This is a genomic window from Micromonospora sp. PTRAS2, from assembly GCF_054052245.1.
The window spans coordinates 672,254-689,139 of sequence record NZ_JBSWBU010000002.1; the positions used below are offsets into that span (position 1 = coordinate 672,254).

The 16,886-nt window shown below is 72.8% G+C and carries 14 protein-coding genes and 1 other RNA gene; 5 read left to right on the forward strand and 10 right to left on the reverse strand.

Annotated features, from left to right (window positions below):
• The first annotated feature begins 30 nt into the window (after positions 1–30).
• Positions 31–1,626, forward strand: coding sequence for a benzoylformate decarboxylase (mdlC, locus tag ACVMYR_RS08860; protein ID WP_077936391.1), 1,596 nt, complete (start codon positions 31–33; stop codon positions 1,624–1,626).
• Between the two features lie 57 nt (positions 1,627–1,683).
• Here mdlC and ACVMYR_RS08865 read toward each other — a convergent pair whose 3' ends face one another.
• The 8 genes from ACVMYR_RS08865 to pruA form a co-directional block, all read right to left on the reverse strand.
• Positions 1,684–2,697, reverse strand: a complete 1,014-nt coding sequence (locus ACVMYR_RS08865; RefSeq protein WP_396789408.1) for a hypothetical protein — start codon at positions 2,695–2,697, stop codon at positions 1,684–1,686.
• A gap of 87 nt (positions 2,698–2,784) precedes the next feature.
• Positions 2,785–3,160: a transfer-messenger RNA gene (gene ssrA, locus ACVMYR_RS08870) on the reverse strand.
• A gap of 105 nt (positions 3,161–3,265) precedes the next feature.
• Positions 3,266–3,745 (reverse strand): SsrA-binding protein SmpB, encoded by a 480-nt coding sequence (gene smpB, locus ACVMYR_RS08875; RefSeq protein WP_074478481.1) that lies wholly within the window; start codon positions 3,743–3,745, stop codon positions 3,266–3,268.
• A gap of 148 nt (positions 3,746–3,893) precedes the next feature.
• A complete protein-coding gene (gene ftsX / locus ACVMYR_RS08880; protein ID WP_077936389.1) occupies positions 3,894–4,769 on the reverse strand; it encodes a permease-like cell division protein FtsX in 876 nt (291 codons plus the stop codon).
• 67 nt (positions 4,770–4,836) lie between these two features.
• Positions 4,837–5,517: a cell division ATP-binding protein FtsE gene (ftsE, locus tag ACVMYR_RS08885; protein ID WP_043962078.1), complete on the reverse strand. Its 681-nt coding sequence runs from the start codon at positions 5,515–5,517 to the stop codon at positions 4,837–4,839.
• A 118-nt stretch (positions 5,518–5,635) separates the two neighbouring features.
• A complete protein-coding gene (gene prfB / locus ACVMYR_RS08890) occupies positions 5,636–6,757 on the reverse strand; it encodes a peptide chain release factor 2 (protein ID WP_077936388.1) in 1,122 nt (373 codons plus the stop codon).
• Positions 6,758–6,903: 146 nt separating this feature from the next.
• A complete protein-coding gene (locus ACVMYR_RS08895) occupies positions 6,904–7,419 on the reverse strand; it encodes a PadR family transcriptional regulator (RefSeq protein WP_043964044.1) in 516 nt (171 codons plus the stop codon).
• A 220-nt stretch (positions 7,420–7,639) separates the two neighbouring features.
• Positions 7,640–9,268, reverse strand: coding sequence for an L-glutamate gamma-semialdehyde dehydrogenase (gene pruA / locus ACVMYR_RS08900; RefSeq protein ID WP_077936387.1), 1,629 nt, complete (start codon positions 9,266–9,268; stop codon positions 7,640–7,642).
• 392 nt (positions 9,269–9,660) lie between these two features.
• Here pruA and ACVMYR_RS08905 point away from each other — a divergent pair, with 392 nt between their 5' ends.
• Positions 9,661–10,719, forward strand: coding sequence for a hypothetical protein (locus ACVMYR_RS08905; protein ID WP_457121532.1), 1,059 nt, complete (start codon positions 9,661–9,663; stop codon positions 10,717–10,719).
• Positions 10,720–10,770: 51 nt separating this feature from the next.
• Here ACVMYR_RS08905 and ACVMYR_RS08910 read toward each other — a convergent pair whose 3' ends face one another.
• Positions 10,771–11,280, reverse strand: a complete 510-nt coding sequence (locus ACVMYR_RS08910) for a DUF6912 family protein (RefSeq protein WP_077936385.1) — start codon at positions 11,278–11,280, stop codon at positions 10,771–10,773.
• Between the two features lie 203 nt (positions 11,281–11,483).
• Here ACVMYR_RS08910 and ACVMYR_RS08915 point away from each other — a divergent pair, with 203 nt between their 5' ends.
• Both ACVMYR_RS08915 and ACVMYR_RS08920 read left to right on the forward strand, forming a co-directional pair.
• Positions 11,484–11,711 (forward strand): helix-turn-helix domain-containing protein, encoded by a 228-nt coding sequence (locus ACVMYR_RS08915; protein ID WP_431896275.1) that lies wholly within the window; start codon positions 11,484–11,486, stop codon positions 11,709–11,711.
• Positions 11,712–11,810: 99 nt separating this feature from the next.
• Positions 11,811–12,413 carry an Rv3235 family protein gene (locus ACVMYR_RS08920; protein ID WP_431896273.1) on the forward strand — a complete coding sequence of 201 codons (603 nt, stop codon included), beginning with the start codon at positions 11,811–11,813 and terminating at the stop codon, positions 12,411–12,413.
• 185 nt (positions 12,414–12,598) lie between these two features.
• Here the strand turns inward: ACVMYR_RS08920 and secA are convergent, their stop codons facing one another.
• Complete coding sequence (gene secA, locus ACVMYR_RS08925; RefSeq protein ID WP_077936384.1) at positions 12,599–15,517, reverse strand: preprotein translocase subunit SecA; 2,919 nt, start codon at positions 15,515–15,517, stop codon at positions 12,599–12,601.
• Between the two features lie 162 nt (positions 15,518–15,679).
• Here secA and ACVMYR_RS08930 point away from each other — a divergent pair, with 162 nt between their 5' ends.
• Positions 15,680–16,882, forward strand: a complete 1,203-nt coding sequence (locus tag ACVMYR_RS08930) for a GNAT family N-acetyltransferase (RefSeq protein ID WP_457121533.1) — start codon at positions 15,680–15,682, stop codon at positions 16,880–16,882.
• The last annotated feature ends 4 nt before the right edge of the window (positions 16,883–16,886 follow it).

Consider the following 16,886-nt stretch of genomic DNA (forward strand, 5'->3'; position numbering starts at 1 on the left):
AGGTGGGGCTTTTCCCGATAGATTCGGCGGGTGGCAACGGTCCGCGAGACGACGTACGAGCTGCTGCGGGCGCTGGGCATGACCACCGTGTTCGGCAACCCCGGCTCGACGGAGGAGCCCTTCCTCCAGGACTTCCCCGCCGACTTCCGGTACGTCCACGCCCTGCACGAGGCGTCCGCCGTCGCCATGGCCGACGGGTACGCCCAGGCCACCGGCCGCCCCGCCCACGTCAACCTGCACACCGCCCCGGGCACCGGCAACGGCATGGGCAACCTCGTCACCGCCTGGCACAACAAGACCCCGCTGATCGTCTCGGCCGGTCAGCAGAGCCGGGAGATGCTGCTGCTGGAGCCCCGGCTGGCCAGCCCCCGGGCGGCCGAGCTGACCCAGCCGTACGTCAAGTGGAGCCACGAGCCGGCCCGCGCGCAGGACATCCCGGCGGCGTTCATGCGGGCGTACGCCACGGCGGTGCAGCCGCCCGCCGGCCCGGTCTTCCTCTCCCTGCCGCTGGACGACTGGGCCCGGCCGGCGGACGGGCCGCCCGAGGTGCGCACCGTGGCCACCCGGTACGCCCCCGACCCGGCCCGGCTGCGGGAGTTCGCCGCCCAGGTGGCCGCCAGCCGCAGCCCCGCGCTGGTGCTCGGCGGGGCGGTCGACCGGGCCGGGGCGTGGCCGGCGGCGGTGGCGCTGGCGGAGCGGCTGGCCGCCCCGGTCTGGGCCGCGCCCGCCCCCGAGCGGACCCCGTTCCCCGAGGACCACCCGCACTACCGGGGCGTGCTGCCGTACGCGATCGGGCCCCTGGCCGAGGCGCTGGCCGGCCACGACACGGTGCTGGTGGTCGGCGCGCCCGTGTTCCGCTACTACCCGCACGTGCCGGGCGACTACCTGCCCGCCGGCACCCGCCTGCTGCACGTCACCGACGACCCCGACGAGACGGCCCGCGCCCCGGTCGGCGACGGCCTGCTCGCCGACCCGGGCCTGGCCCTGGCCGCCCTGGTCGAGCTGCTCCCGGCGACCGACCGACCGCCCCCGCCGCCCCGGCCGGCCCCGGGGCCGCCCGACGCGGGCCCGCCGGTGAGCCCCGACGCGCTGTTCGCCGCCCTGGCCCGGCACTGGCCGCCCGACGGGGTGCTCGTGCAGGAGTCACCGTCCAACCTGGCCGCGCTGCGCCGCCGGCTGCCGGTCACCCGCCCCGGGTCGTACTTCACGATGGCCAGCGGCGGCCTCGGGTTCGGGCTGCCGGCGGCGGTCGGGATCGCGCTCGCCGAGCGGGACACCGGGCGGGGCCGGCCGGTGGTCGCGGTGATCGGCGACGGGTCGTTCCACTATTCCGTGCAGGCGCTGTGGACGGCCGCGCGGCTGCGCCTGCCGCTGGCCGTCGTGGTCCCGGTCAACCAGCAGTACGCGATCCTCAAGGCGTTCGCCGAGCTGAAGCACACCCCCGGGGTGCCCGGCCTGGACCTGCCCGGCCTCGACGTCGTCGCCGTGGCCCGGGGGTACGGCTGCGCCGCCACGGTCGTCGAGGAGCTGGACGGGCTGGGCGACGCGTTGGGCGCGGCCCTGGCGGCGGACCGGCCCACCGTGCTGCCGGTGCCGATCAGCACCGAGGTCCCGAAGCTGCTCTGAGCGCCTTCGGGGCCGCGCTGCACCCTCGGGGGCCGCCACGTGTTTTTCGGGCCGCGCTCAGGGGCGCAGGACCAGCGGCGCGCCGGTGACCACGTCGAGCACCGGCCGGTTGCCCAGCGGCGCCTTGAGGGTGGCGGTGACCGGCTCCAGCTTGAGCAGGTCGACGCACATGCCGGTGCCCCGGACGACCCCGCCGCCGACCACCACCACGTCGTCGCGTTCCTGCACGAGCGGGGTGATCCCGGTGTCGCAGGCGCCCACGCCGACCCGCCAGGTCAGCTTCGCCCCGTCGACGGACCGCAGGTCCTGCGCGCTGACCACCCCGTCGGGTGCCCGGCCCGTCGGCGCGACCGGATCGGGCGGGGCGGCGGGGTCGGCTACGGCGAGCCGGGCCACCTTCGTGGTCAACTCGTCGACGGTGAACAGCCACGCCGGCACCTGCGCCTCGCCCCGGCTCGTGCGCACCGGCGCGGTGCCGAGCGTCACGGCGGTGACGGTGAGCGGCACGCAGGCCGACGACGGCGCGCTGCTGGCCGGGTCGTTCGGGCCGACGCTGTGGCCGTACGGTCCCTCCCCGACGGTCGGGCCGTCGGGTCCCGGCTCCACGACCGGGCCGGAGCCGGGCTTCGCCGGCCGGCCGGGGCCCCTCGGCCGTCCCTCACACGGCGGCGGGTCCCCCTGGTCGAGCTGCCGGTACGCCTCGGCGGCGCTGAGCAGCTTCACGGTGAGCGTCCCGTCGGGGAAGCGGATCGCACCGTCGGCCGGCCGGGCGGTGGGCACCTCGATCTGCTCGCGGTACCAGCCGTTGCGGAACGCCTGCTCGGTGTCGGCGCTGAACCCGGGGTCGCCGAGCAGCACGGTGGGCTCCTGCAGCGGCAGGTAGCCGCCGGTCCAGGCGGCACCCGGCCGCCACGCCCCGGCGACCTCGTCGGCCCGCTGCCCGAATCCCGCGAAGCGCTGGTCGGCGCTGCCGGCGGGGCCGCCGCCGGTGGACGGCTCGGAACCGGCCGGCGCGCAGCCGGCCGCGACGACCAACAGGGGCAGCCCCAGCAGGGCGAGAACTCGACGCATACCGCTACGACGCGCCCGCGCGGCCTGCGGTTCCGGCCCCGGATACAACGATGCGCCCCGGCCGGGTGGCCGGGGCGCATCGCCAGGTGGTGGAGGTGCCGGGAATCGAACCCGGGTCCTTCGCCGGTTTGTCAGGGCTTCTCCGAGCGCAGCTCGCTGTGCCTCTACTCGGCCCCACCGCTCACGCGAGCAAGTTGGTGTGACGGGCCCAGTCGCTGATTGATCTCGCCGCACGGACCCCGCGACCGGGTCCGGTTGGCCAGCCTTCTAGCTGATGCCGGCTACTGGGACGAAGGCGTTCCCAGGCCGACAGACTTAGCTACTCGCCTCAGGCGGCGAGAGCGAAGTCAGCGCGATTGTTCTTGGCGCTTATTGGTTTCCGACGACCGATTCTCGAGACGACGTCGGCTTCCTCGGCTCGCTTCCCCTGCCGCAACGTACGAAGTCGAAACCAGTCACCCCCTCGACGGGCCGCCGGTGTGGCGGCACCACCAAGACTAACGCCTGCCGCAACGGGATTCATCCCCGAGCCCCGCCCCGGCGCGCCGAGACGGACAAACGGGACGTATCAGTCGTCCATGCCCTTGCCGCGCCGGCCCGCGGCCCGGGCGATCTCGCGTTCCGCGTCCCGCTTGGCCAGGTCCTGGCGCTTGTCGTACGTCTTCTTGCCCTTCGCCAGGGCGATCTCCACCTTGGCCCAACCGTCGGAGAAGTAGACCTGCAACGGGACCATGGTGAGGCCGCCCTCGCGGGTCTTGCCGATCAGGCGGTCGATCTCCAGCCGCTTGAGCAGCAGCTTCCGGGTGCGCCGGGGCTCGTGGTTGGTCCAGGTGCCCTGCGTGTACTCCGGGATGTGCATGCCGTGCAGGAACAGCTCGCCGTCGCGCTCCTGGGCGAACGCGTCGACCAGCGACGCCCGCCCCGCCCGCAGCGACTTCACCTCGGTGCCGGTCAGCGACATGCCCGCCTCGTACGTGTCGAGGATGGCGTAGTCGTGCCGCGCCTTCTTGTTGGAGGCGACGACCTTGCGCCCCTTCTCCCGTGGCATCGGTGCCCCTCCCCTCGTTCGATACCCGCCCCGGCCCGGACGGCGGGCCGGAAGCGGAGATCATGCTACCCGAACGACAAGGGCCCCCCGGCGCGGATTATTCCGCGCCGGGGGGCCCTCGGCTGTCGCCGGCAGACCCGGTAGGCGACTAGACGCGCAGGTAGAACCGGAGGGTAGTCCAGCCGGTGACGGCGCTGACCAGCGCGCCGACGCCCGCCATGATCGGGAACATCAGGAAGATGTCGCTCCAGGTCACCGGGGAGAAGAGGCCCTGCAGCGCGCTCAGGGAGCCGTCGAACAGGAAGAACTTCAAGGCGATCAGCGCACCCAGGCCGAGGAACGAGCCGATCAGACCGGCGACCACGGCCTCCAGGACGAACGGCGCCTGGATGAACCAGTTGGACGCGCCGACCAGCTTCATGACCGCCACCTCGCGCCGCTTGCTGTACGCGGCGACCTGGATGGTGTTGGCGACCAGCAGCAGGGCGGCGATGGCCATCGCGATCGCCCCGGCCAGGGCGATGTTCTGGCCGGCGGTGAAGAGGTCGAAGATCTTGTCCAGCAGCCGGCTCTGGTCGACGATCTCGTCGACGCCCTCGGTGTCCTTGTACTGGTCGTAGATGCTCTTGTACTGCTCGGGGTTGACCAGCGTGAGCCGGAACGACTCGGGCAGCTGGTCCGGCTTCACGGCGGTGACCAGGTCCGGCGCGTCCTGGTACATCTCCTGGAAGCGCTTGTACGCCTCGTCCTTGTTGACGTAGAGGACCTCCTTCACCAGGGAGTCACTCTTGAGCTTCGTCTCCAGGTCGGTGCGCTGCTGGTCGGTGACGTCGCTCTTCAGGAAGATCGAGACCTGGATGTTCTTGTAGTACAGATCCTTCATGTCGTCGACCTTGCTGTACACCAGGCCACTGACACCGAGCATGGTCAACGACACGGCCAACGTGATGATCATCGCGATGGTCATGGTGACGTTGCGCCACAGTCCGACCAGTACCTCGGACAGGACGTATTTCACGCGCATCGGGAATTCCTCCGGGTCTCCGGCGTGAGGTGTTCGTCGTCAGGCTGCACAGGGGTGGAGCGCCGGCTCACCCGTAGACGCCGCGGGCCTGGTCACGCACGATGCGGCCGCTCTCGATCTCGACGACCCGGCGGCGCATCTGGTTCACGATGTTCGAGTCGTGCGTGACCATCACGACCGTCGTACCGGTGCGGTTGATCCGGTCCAGCAGGCGCATGATCTCGATGGACGTGTCCGGGTCGAGGTTTCCGGTCGGCTCGTCCGCGAGCAGGATCAGCGGGCGGTTCACGAACGCCCGCGCCACGGCCACCCGCTGCTGCTCACCACCGGAGAGCTCGTGCGGGTAGCGGTGCTCCTTGCCACCGAGCCCGACCAGCTCCAGCACCTCGGGCACGACCCGGCGGGCGACCGCCTTGGTCTTGCCGATCACCTCAAGGGCGAACGCCACGTTCTCGTACGCGGTGCGGTTCGGCAGCAGCCGGAAGTCCTGGAAGACACAGCCGATGGAACGCCGGAAGTGGGGGCGCTTCCACGACCGCATCGAGGTCACGTCCTTGCTGTTCACGATGACGCGCCCCTTGTTCGGGGTCACCTCGTGCAGCAGCAGCTTGATGATGGTGGACTTGCCGGAGCCGGATGGGCCGATGAAGAAGACGAACTCGCCCTTCTCGATCGAGACGGACACGTTGTCGAGCGAAGGCCGGGACGCCTTCGGGTACGTCTTCGTCACTTGCTCAAGCTGAATCACGGGTGGTGAGTCTACGCGGTGTAATCGATGAGCCAAGCCCCGCGCCCCCGTGATGCGGGGCGCGTCGTCAAAACGCCCGGTTAGCAGGAGATCGACGACGCGCTCCGCCCACGGGTGATCACGCAGCGTCGCCGGCGAGCTGACGCTGCTTGCGCCAGCGGATGCCGGCCTCGATGAAGCTGTCCAGCTCACCGTCGAAGACCGCGCTCGGATTGCCCGTCTCCTGCTCGGTTCTGAGATCCTTCACCATCTGATACGGGTGCAGCACGTACGACCGCATCTGGTCGCCCCACGAGCCGGCGGCGTCGGTCTTCAGGCCGTCCAGCTTGGCCTGCTCCTCCTGCCGCTTGCGCTCCAGCAGCCGGGCCTGGAGCACCCGCAGCGCGGACGCCTTGTTCTGCAGCTGGGACTTCTCGTTCTGGCAGGTGACCACGATGCCGGTCGGGATGTGGGTGAGCCGCACGGCCGAGTCGGTGGTGTTGACGCTCTGCCCGCCCGGGCCGGAGGAGCGGTAGACGTCGACCCGCACCTCGTTCTCGGGGATGTCGATGTGGTCGGTCTGCTCGGTGACCGGCAGGACCTCCACGCCGGCGAAGCTGGTCTGCCGGCGGCCCTGGTTGTCGAACGGGCTGATCCGCACGAGGCGGTGGGTGCCCGACTCCACGCTGAGGGTGCCGTAGGCGTACGGGACCTTGACCGCGAACGTCGCGGACTTCAGGCCCGCCTCCTCGGCGTACGAGGTCTCGTAGACCTCGGTCGGGTAGCCGTGCCGCTCCGCCCAGCGCAGGTACATCCGCAGCAGCATCTCCGCGAAGTCGGCCGCGTCCACGCCGCCCGCGCCGGCCCGGATCGCCACCAGCGCCTCCCGCGAGTCGTACTCGCCGGAGAGCAGGGTGCGGACCTCCATGTCCTGGATGCTCTTGGTGAGCGCCCCGATCTCGGTCTCCACCTCGGCGAGCACGCCGGGGTCGTCCTCGGCCTCGGCCAGCTCCAGCAGCACCCGGGCGTCGTCGAGCCGGGAGCGCAGGCTGCCCAGCTTGTTGATCTCGCCGTTGACGTAGGACAGCTGGGAGGTCACCTGCTGTGCCTTGGCCTGGTCGTCCCACAGGTCCGGCGCGGAGGCCTGCTCCTCGAGCCTGGCCTTGTCCTCGTGCAGCCGGTCGATGTTGAGCACGGCCTCGATGTTGCGCAGGGTGGCGTCGAGTTCCTTGAGCTGTTCGGCGTAATCGGCAGCGGTCACGACTGACAAGCGTACTGCGGTGGCCCCGGGTGGGCTTGCCAGCCCCGCGGTCACGAGCCAAAACTGTCCCCGGTGCGGGCGGGGAGCAGCCTGGAGACCGACCGCGCGGCCCGGTGGCGGGGTGGCGGGCCGCGCGGTCGACGCCGTCAGCCGACCGGGGCGGTCTTCAGCCAGGACAGGGCGGCCTTGTGGTAGGCGACGGCGAACTCCAGCGCGCTGGCGTCGAAGTTGTCGCCCTCCTTCTTGGCGTTCTTCACCTGTTCCCGCACCCGGGCGAGGGCCTCGGTGTGATATTCGTTGGCAGAGGCCTGCAGGTTGCGCAGCTGGTTGGCCGAGTGCAGGCTGCCGAAGGCGATCCGCAGGGCGATCGGGTTGCGGATGGTGTCCCGCCCCGGGTCCTCGGCCAGCCACCGGGAGAACATCCGCTTCCCGGCCGCGGTGATCGCGTACGGCTGGCTGGAGCGGGGGCCGGGCTTACCCAGCCGCACCAGACCACGCTCGGCCAGCACCGGTAGCTCCCGGTAGACCTGGCTGCGGGTCATCGACCAGTACGGGGCGAGCTTGCGCTCGGCGGCGGCCATCAGCTGACCGCCTGTCATGGGACCCTCGTGGAGCAGCCCGAGGAGGGCCGCCGCCGTGGGGTTCACTCCGGAATCCGCCATGCCCATTACGCTGCCACTTTGCCGACCCGGCGTCCAGGATTTGCCACTTTCGCCACCCGGACGGCTTCCAATGTGCACTGTCGGCCGGCGACAGTCCGTTAAGGGACGGTGACCCGGGCACGCGCCCGCCCCGCCGCGGGCACCCCGCTGGCGCGCGCCGGGGCGTTAGGAGGGGCCCCCTGTACAACAGAAGGCGTTAACAGGGGGCCCCTCCTTGCGCTCAGCCCATGTGGGGGTAGGTGTGGTCCGTCGGGGGGACGAAGGTTTCCTTGATCGTCCGGGGGGACATCCAGCGCACCAGGTTGTGCCAGGAGCCGGCCTTGTCGTTGGTGCCGCTGGCGCGGGCGCCGCCGAAGGGCTGCTGCCCGACCACCGCGCCGGTCGGCTTGTCGTTGATGTAGAAGTTGCCGGCCGCGTACCGCATCTTCTCGGCCACCGCGTCGACCACCCGGCGGTCGGTGGCGAAGATCGACCCGGTCAGCGCGTACGGGGCGATCGACTCGGCCTGCGCCACCACGTCGTCGAAGCGGGCGTCGTCGAAGACGTGCACGCCGAGGATCGGCCCGAAGTATTCGGTGGTGAACGTCTCGTGCGCGGCGTCGGAGCACTCGAACAGGGTCGGCCGGACGAACCACCCGACCGAGTCGTCGGCGGTGCCGCCGGCCAGCACGGTGCAGGAGGGGTCGCCGGAGATCAGCTCCAGTGCGGCGGTGTGCCGGTCGAACGCCCTCGCGTCGATCACCGCCCCGCCGAAGTTGGTGAAGTCGGTGACGTCGCCGTAGGTCAGCGAGTCGGCGGTGGCGGCCAGCCGGTCCCGCAGCCCGCCGTCCCACAGCGACCGGGGCACGTACGCCCGCGACGCGGCCGAGCACTTCTGGCCCTGGTATTCGTACGCGCCCCGGATCAGCGCGGTGTGCAGCGCGTCGACGTCGGCGCTGGCGTGCGCGACCACGAAGTCCTTGCCGCCGGTCTCGCCGACCAGGCGGGGGTAGCCCCGGTAGCGGTGGATGTTCTCGCCGACGGTGCGCCACAGGTGCTGGAAGACCTTCGTGGAGCCGGTGAAGTGGATGCCGGCCAGGTCCGGGTCGGCGAGCACCACGTCGGAGACCTCCTCGCCCCGCCCGGTGACCATGTTGATCACGCCGGGCGGCAGGCCGGCCGCCTCGAACAGCCGCATGGTGAAGTGCGCGGCGAACTGCTGGGTCGGGCCCGGCTTCCAGACCACCGTGTTGCCGAGCAGGGCCGGCGCGGAGGGCAGGTTGCCGGCGATGGCGGTGAAGTTGAACGGGGTGACCGCGTAGACGAAGCCCTCCAGGGGGCGGTGGTCGAACCGGTTCCACACCCCCGGCGAGGACATCGGCTGCTCCTCCAGCAGGCCCCGGGCGAAGAACACGTTGAACCGGAGGAAGTCGATCAGCTCGCACGCCGAGTCGATCTCGGCCTGGACGGCGGTCTTCGACTGGCCGAGCATCGTGGCGGCGTTGAGGGTGTCCCGCCAGGGGCCGGCGAGCAGCTCGGCGGCCCGCAGGAAGATCGCCGCGCGCTCGGCGAACGGCAGCGCCCGCCACATCGGGGCGGCGGCCTTCGCGGCGGCGACGGCGGCGCGGGCGTCGTCGTGGGTGGCGTGGCCGGTGACGCCGAGCACGTGCGCGTGCCGGTGCGGCTGGACGACGTCGATCGGGTCGCCGCCGGCCATCCGCTGCTCGCCGGCGATGGTCATCGGCAGGTCGATCCGCTCGGCGGCCAGCTCGGCCAGCCTCCGCTGGAGCCGTTCCCGGTCGACGCCGCCCGGCTCGTAGGTGCGGACCGGCTCGTTGTGCGGCTCGGGTACGGAGAACACGGCGTCCATCAGCGCTCCTGGCGATCTCGACAGCGGTGGCGAAACCGGACCCGCGGGCGGCCGGCCGGGTGACCGGACGCCGGGCACCGCGCGGTGTACCGGTCGCGGCGGCGGGACCTGCGCCGATTCTTCCACGGGCCGGCTCCTGTCCCGCTCCGGCGGCCGGGCCGGCCTGCGCCGTCCGGCCTCTGCGCCGCATGATCGACTCCATGCCGGCGACATGGGGGCATCCCCGCCGCAGGACACCCCCATGTCGCCGACCTGGCGAGCCCGCCCGGCCGCAGGCCCGCCCGGCCGCAGGCCCGGCGGCGGGCCCGGCGCGTACCCTGGATGGCCGGTGACCAGCCCGCCGCGTCCCGGCAGCGCCGGCGCGGGCCCGGGCGCCCGTCGAAGGGGAGACGATGAGCAACCAGCCCGGCAGCTCCACGGCCGAGGAGCCGGACCAGCCGGTGGAGACCGACCCGGCCGCCGAGCGGGAGCCGGCGGCCGAGTCTCTCCAGGCCACCGGGGGCACGATCGCCCGCGCCCCGGGGGCGGCCGTGCTCGCGCTGCTGGCGGTCGGCTGGCTGGCGGCGATGCTCTGGTCGACCCGGGCGGCGATCACCTCCGCCCAGGCGGGCGTCACCGCGATCAGCCTCTCCGCGTTCGCGCTGCCCGGGGTGATCTCGGCCGCGCTGGTGGCCGGCGCGGCGGTCGCCCTGGCGGTGACGAACCTGCTGGCCCGGCGCGGCGTGGACCGGGCCACCCTGCGGTTCGTCGTCGCCACGGGCGCCGGCCTGCTCGTCGGGCTCGCCGCCGCCGTGGTGATCAACCTGACCTACTTCGACAACGCGACCACCAACGTCATCGCGGGCACCGCCGCGGCGGCGGCGACCATCGGCGGCGCGGTGGCCGGTGCCGGCAACGCCCGGGTGGCCGGGGCGGTGGTCGCCGCCGCGCTCGGGGCGCTGGTGTTCGTGGTGGCGTTCAGCCGGGCCCGGGATCCCCTGTTCGACCTGTTCGGGGCGGGCGACACCCAGGAGTCCCTGGTCACCGCCGCGAAGTGGGTGTCGCGGACGGAGTCGCTGCTCGCCGGCCTGCTGGCGGGGCTGCTCGCCTTCGCGTACCTGACCTGGGCCCGGCGCCGCGCCCGGCGGAGCGACCCGGCGGCGGGCGACGTCCGCTGGCCCGGCTACCTGCTGGCCGGGGCCGGTCCCGGCCTGCTCCTGCTGCTCGCCGAGGTCGTCATCCGGATCGGCGGGCGGTCCCTGCTCGACCTGGCCGGCGCGCTGAGCGAGGCGGACTCCGTCGCGCAGACCTCGCTGGGCACCTCCCGGATCGACAACGGCATCTGGGTGCTCTTCGTCGGCGCGCTCACCGCGCTGATCGCCTTCGGCCGCACCCTCGGCCCGACGCCCGACGACGAGGCCGCCGGGGAGGACGACGAGGCGGAGGCCGTGGAGGCGAGCGCCGACCGCTGAGGGGTGCGCCGGGCGGCAGCGGACCGGCGGGGCGGCCGGGCGCGACGCGGGTCAGGAGGCGGCGCGGAGGAGCTGCTCCAGCTCGGTGACGTCGTACCACTCCAGCTCGTGGTCCTCCGCGCCGTCGACGGTGAACTGGGCGTCCGGGTCGCCGGCCAGGGCCTCGGCGGCCACGGCGGCGGCGGCCGACACGTCGGCGACCGCGTCGTCGCCGTCCACGTGCAGGGCGGCGACGGCCGACACCGGCACCGGGCGCACCAGCCGGACGGCGCTGGAGCCGAGCACGTCGTCGGTGCGGCGCAGCGCGGCCGCCGGCACGTCGACCGAGATCACCACCCGGCGGCGGGGCGCGGCCGGGTCGTCGCGCAGCAGGAGCAGGGCGTCCTGGGCGGCGCGGGTGAAGGCGACGTACTCCAGCTCCTCCTCGTCGCCCTCGGCGTACCACTCGCGCAGGGCGGGGGTGACGGCGTGGGCGTCCGTCTCGGGCAGCCCCTGCTCGGGCAGGCGGGCGAGCATGGGCACGATCGCCGGCACGTACACCCGGACAAGCTCGTCGTTCACCGGTGGTCTCCCTCCGCCTCCGGGCCGACGTGCGTGGGCCCGGGCGCCGATCATGCCGTACGCCGTGACCGTCATACACCGCGCACCCGGCCGGCGGGAAGCTGCCGCGCGGGCCGTCCCGGTGGCGCGTCGGCCGGCACGGGGCGGCGTTGTCGGCAGTGGATGGCAAACTGAAGCAAACGATCCCAACCCCGGGAGATTCCGTGGAGCCGAGGTTCCTGCTGCTCTCCGACGTGGCCGTCGAGCTCAACGTGTCGGACTCGCAGGTCTACCACATGGTGCGCAGCGGCGAGCTGCCCGCGATCAAGATCGGCGGCCGGGGGCAGTGGCGCGTCGAGCGGGCCCGGCTGGAGGAGTACATCCAGCGCAAGTACGCCGAGACCGCCGAGTGGGTCCGGGGCAACCCGCTGACCGACCGCGACCCGGAGTAGCCTCCCCCGCACCCCACGCCATTGACCGGGGCCGCTGCGTGGCCGAGAATCGAGGCTGTCGAAGGCAAACGAAGGCAAACGAAAACATCGGGGGTTGCGATGATCGAGTCCCGCCGGCCCGGTCCCGTCCGTCCCCCGGTGCGGGTGCGCCCCGCGCCGCCGCTCGACCCGCCCTTCCTGGAGGAGCCGGCCGAGGGCTTCCCCCGCCCGGTCGCCGCCCAGCTGGCCCTCGACCTGTTCGAGGCGCACCGGCTCGCCCCGCGCCGGCCCACCGGCCGGCCGCACGACCCGCGCCCCACCCCCGGCGGCCCCGGCCGGGCCACCCCGGCCGCCCCGCCGCCGTCCGCGCTGGTGACCGCCACCCCGGAGGCCACCCGGGCCGCCCAGCGATTCGTCGCCACCTGCCTGGAGATCGTCAACGGCTACCGGCCACCCGGGCAGATCCGCCCGCTGACCGAGCCTGGCCGGGCGGCCGACGTGGCGCAGGAGCTGGCCACGGCAGCTGCACACACCGGCCCGGCGCGCCGCCGCTCGACCCGCCCCACCGTGCGGCTGCGCCGGCTGCGGGTCTGCGAACCCCGCCCGGCCGCCGTGGAGGCCGCCGCCGTCCTGACCGCTGCCACCGGCCGCACCTGGGCGATGGCGCTGCGCCTGGAGCACCGCCGGGGGCGCTGGCTGTGCACCGCCCTCCAGGTCCTCTGAAGTCAGCGTCGGTGCTCCCGCTCCCCGCCGGGGTGAAGCCCCATGATCGTCTGCGGTTCCTGGCGAACCCGTCCGGCGTGTCGTCTCACAAACCAGCAGGCGATCACACTGGGCGGCGGAGCCCGCCGACGCGGACGCGGACGGGCCCCGGCGTTCTCGCCGGGGCCCGTCGGTGTCGCGGTGGGTCAGTTGCCGCCGTTGGCCGCGCCGTGGCAGCGCTTGTACTTACGGCCGGAGCCGCACGGGCAGGGCGCGTTGCGGGACGTGTTGCCGGACGAGTCCGCCTGCCCCGGGGTCGTGCGGCGGGTCGAGCTGGCCGCCGTCGCCTGCCCGCTGCCGCCGAACGCGGCCGGGGCGCGCTGGGGCTCCGGGGCCGGCGGCGGGACCGGCCGGGCCGGGCGCTCCGCGCGGGGCTTACGCACCGGCGGGGCCTGCTCCTCCGGCCGCTCCACGGCGACCGCGCCGGCACCCGCCTCGCCGTCGATGGTCGGCGCGGAGTATTGCAGACCCTGCTGCTGGGGAGCGCGGCCCAGGCCCTTGGCCTTGATCTCCACCGGCTTCTCCAGCAGCTGCACCTCCTCGGCCTCGGGCTCGGCCTCCTGGACCTGCACCTCCAGGTTGTAGAGGAAGCCGACCGTCTCCTCCTTGATGCCGTCCATCATGGTGGCGAACATGTCGAAGCCCTCGCGCTGGTATTCCACCACCGGGTCGCGCTGGGCGTACGCCCGCAGGCTGATGCCCTCCTGGAGGTAGTCCATCTCGTAGAGGTGCTCGCGCCACTTGCGGTCGATGACCTGGAGCAGCACCATCCGCTCCAGCTCACGGGTGCCGTCGGTGCCGAGCTGCTCCTCGCGCCGGTCGTACGCGGCGTGCGCGTCGTCCTTGAGGCGGGCGAGCAGGAAGTCCTGGTCCATGCCGGCCCGGGAGCCGAGCTCCTCCTCCAGCTCGTCCAGGGTCACGCCCACCGGGTAGAGCTGCTTGAGGCTCGCCCAGAGCTGCTCCAGGTCCCAGTCCTCGGCGTACCCGTCGCTGGTGGCCCCGACGACGTACGCGCCGACGACGTCGTCGATCATGTTGCGCACCTGGTCGGAGAGGTCCTCGCCGTTGAGCACCCGCAGGCGCTCGGCGTAGATGACCTGGCGCTGCTTGTTGAGCACCTCGTCGTACTTGAGGACGTTCTTGCGGATCTCGGCGTTCTGGCCCTCGATCTGGGCCTGGGCGCTCTTGATCTGGCGGGTGACCATCTTCGACTCGATGGGCACGTCCTCCGGGATGTTGAAGCGGTCCATCACCGCCTCGACCGCGCCGGCCCGGAACCGCTTCATCAGCTCGTCCTGCAGGGACAGGTAGAAGCGGGACTCGCCCGGGTCACCCTGCCGGCCGGCCCGGCCACGCAGCTGGTTGTCGATGCGCCGGGACTCGTGCCGCTCCGTGCCCAGCACGTAGAGCCCGCCGGCGGCGGCGACCTCCTCCGCCTCGGCGTCGCAGGCCTGCTTCCACTTGGGCAGGACCTCCTCCATCGCCTTGGCGTACTCCTCCTCGTTCTCCGCCGGGTCGAGGCCGCGCTGGCGCAGCTCGTTGGCGGCGAGGAACTCGGCGTTGCCGCCGAGCAGGATGTCGGTGCCCCGGCCGGCCATGTTGGTGGCCACCGTGACCGCGCCCTTGCGCCCGGCCTGGGCGACGATCTCGGCCTCGCGGGCGTGGAACTTGGCGTTCAGCACGGCGTGCGGGATGCCCCGGCGGCGCAGCAGCTGCGAGATGATCTCCGAGTTTTCCACCGAGACGGTGCCCACCAGCACCGGCTGGCCGGCCTGGTGCCGCTCGGCGATGTCCTCGACGACGGCGTTGAACTTGGCCTTCTCGGTCTTGTAGATGACGTCGGCCCGGTCCTCCCGGACCATCGGCCGGTGGGTCGGGATGCTCACCACGCCGACCTTGTAGACCTTGTTGAACTCGCCCGCCTCGGTCTGGGCCGTGCCGGTCATGCCGGAGAGCTTCTCGTAGAGGCGGAAGTAGTTCTGGAGGGTGATCGTGGCCAGGGTCTGGTTCTCCTGCTTGATCTCCACCCCCTCCTTGGCCTCGATCGCCTGGTGCATGCCCTCGTTGTAGCGGCGGCCGTGCAGGATGCGGCCGGTGAACTCGTCGACGATCAGGACCTCGCCGTCGCTGACGATGTAGTCCTTGTCGCGCTTGTAGAGCTCCTTGGCCTTGATCGCGTTGTTGAGGTAGCCCACGAGGGGGGTGTTCACCGACTCGTAGAGGTTGTCGATGCCGAGCCGGTCCTCCACCTTGGCGACGCCGCGCTCGGTCACCGCGATGGTGCGCTTGGCGTAGTCGACCTCGTAGTCGCCCTCGCCGTCCTTGCCGGGCTGGAGGCGGGCCACCACGCCGGCGAACTCGCCGTACCAGCGGGCGGAGTGCTCGGCCGGGCCGGAGATGATCAGCGGCGTGCGGGCCTCGTCGATCAGGATCGAGTCGACCTCGTCGACCACGGCGAAGTTGTGGCCGCGCTGCACCAGCTCGTCCTTCGACCAGGCCATGTTGTCGCGCAGGTAGTCGAAGCCGAACTCGTTGTTGGTGCCGTAGGTGATGTCGCACTCGTACGCCGCGCGGTGCTCGCTCGCCGGCCGGTTGGGCAGCACCACGCCGACGGTCAGGCCCAGGAACTCGTGCACCCGGCCCATCCAGGCGGCGTCGCGCTGGGCCAGGTAGTCGTTGACCGTGACCACGTGCACGCCCTTGCCGGACAGCGCGTTGAGGTAGACCGCCATGACCGAGGTCAGGGTCTTGCCCTCGCCGGTCTTCATCTCGGCGATGTTGCCGAAGTGCAGCGCCGCGCCGCCCATCACCTGCACGTCGTACGGCCGCTGGCCGAGCACCCGGGCGGCCGCCTCGCGCACCGTGGCGAACGCCTCCGGCAGCAGGTCGTCGAGGGTCTCACCGTCGGCGAGCCGCTCCCGGTACTGGTCCGTGAGACCCCGCAGCTCGTCGTCGGTGAGGTTGACGTAGTCGTCCTCGATCGAGTTGACGGCGGCGGCGATGGCCTTCAGCCGGCGCACCATGCGGCCCTCGCCCGCGCGTAGGACCTTTTCCAGAATCGACACGGATCAACGCTCCCCTAGACAGTCTCGACCCATCGTAGGCGCTTCGTCGGCCCGATGGTCACTGGTGGCGGCGGTCTGATCGGCGAGAAACCGACATAACACTCCGACCGCCGGCCGGGCGGCGGGATATCCGGTTACGCCCAGCGCGAAAGATCCGGCACGATGGCTCGGGTGGAACCCGTGGAGCTCACCGAGGACGGCCTGCTGCTGCGACCCTGGCGGGCGGCCGATGCGGACGCCGTGCACCGGGCCTGCCAGGATCCGGACATCCAGCGCTGGACCACCGTACCGCGCCCGTACCTGCCGGACCACGCCCGCGCCTTCGTCGGCGAGATCAGCGCCGGGGACTGGCGGGCCGGGACCCGCGCGCCGTTCGCTGTCTGCGACGCCGCCACCGGCGAGCTGCTCGCCTCGTGCGGGCTGGTCTCGGTGGACTGGACGACGGACACCGGCGAGGTCGGCTACTGGGTCGCGCCGTGGGCCCGGGGCCGGGGCGTCGCCACCCGGGCCACCCGGGCCCTCGCCCGCTGGGCGTTCGACGCGCTCGGGCTGCGCCGGCTGATCTGGCAGGCCGAGATCGGCAACCACGCCTCCCGGCTGGCCGCGCTGCGCGCCGGCTTCCGGATCGAGGGCGAACTGCGGCTGGCCGACCCGTCGCCGGGCGGGCGGCCGGAGGGCTGGATCGGCTCCCTGTTCCCCGAAGAGCTGCCCGCGCCGGGCGCGCCCGGGCCGGCCGGGCCGGACACCCTCGACGCCCGCCGGGCCGGCGTCTTCGGCCGGGGGCAGCCCACCCTGTTCGCCACCGTCGCCGGGCGGGAGCTGCGGCTGCGGCCGATCGAGGAGGGCGACCTCGACGCGATCACCGAGACCTGCCGGGACCCGCACACGGTCGAGTGGACCACGGTGCCGGCCCCGTACGAGCGGGCGGACGCCGAGGGGTTCAGACGCGACGTCGCCGACGCGGCCTGGGCGCGCGGCACCGGCGCGTACTTCACCGTCGCCGACGACGAAGACCGGTACGTCGCCTCGGTCGACCTGCGGCTCGCCGCCGCCGACCCGGTGCAGGGCATGGTCGGCTTCATGACCGCGCCGCACGCCCGGGGCCGGGGGTACATGCCGGCCGCCACCGCCGCCCTGGCCGCCTGGGGCTTCACCACCCTCGGCCTGGCCCGCGTCGAGTGGCGCGCGCTCGTCGGCAACACCGCCTCCCGCCGGGTCGCCGAGAAGGCGGGGTTCACCATGGAGGGCACCGCCCGGGGCTTCCTGCCCACCCGCGCCGGCACCCGGGCCGACGCCTGGGTCGCGTCGCTGCTGCCCGGGGACCTGGCCGCGCCCACGCCCGCGCCGCCCGGGAGGGGCTGGTGAGCGC

What these genes read in the sequence shown, in the direction of transcription:
- ACVMYR_RS08930 (WP_457121533.1), top strand. Translation starts at nt 15,680, where the DNA reads ATGGCTCGGGTGGAACCCGTGGAGCTCACCGAGGACGGCCTGCTGCTG.
- pruA (WP_077936387.1), bottom strand. Translation starts at nt 9,268, where the DNA reads ATGGACGCCGTGTTCTCCGTACCCGAGCCGCACAACGAGCCGGTCCGC.
- ACVMYR_RS08920 (WP_431896273.1), top strand. Translation starts at nt 11,811, where the DNA reads ATGATCGAGTCCCGCCGGCCCGGTCCCGTCCGTCCCCCGGTGCGGGTG.
- ACVMYR_RS08895 (WP_043964044.1), bottom strand. Translation starts at nt 7,419, where the DNA reads ATGGCGGATTCCGGAGTGAACCCCACGGCGGCGGCCCTCCTCGGGCTG.
- ACVMYR_RS08905 (WP_457121532.1), top strand. Translation starts at nt 9,661, where the DNA reads ATGAGCAACCAGCCCGGCAGCTCCACGGCCGAGGAGCCGGACCAGCCG.
- ACVMYR_RS08865 (WP_396789408.1), bottom strand. Translation starts at nt 2,697, where the DNA reads ATGCGTCGAGTTCTCGCCCTGCTGGGGCTGCCCCTGTTGGTCGTCGCG.
- smpB (WP_074478481.1), bottom strand. Translation starts at nt 3,745, where the DNA reads ATGCCACGGGAGAAGGGGCGCAAGGTCGTCGCCTCCAACAAGAAGGCG.
- ftsX (WP_077936389.1), bottom strand. Translation starts at nt 4,769, where the DNA reads ATGCGCGTGAAATACGTCCTGTCCGAGGTACTGGTCGGACTGTGGCGC.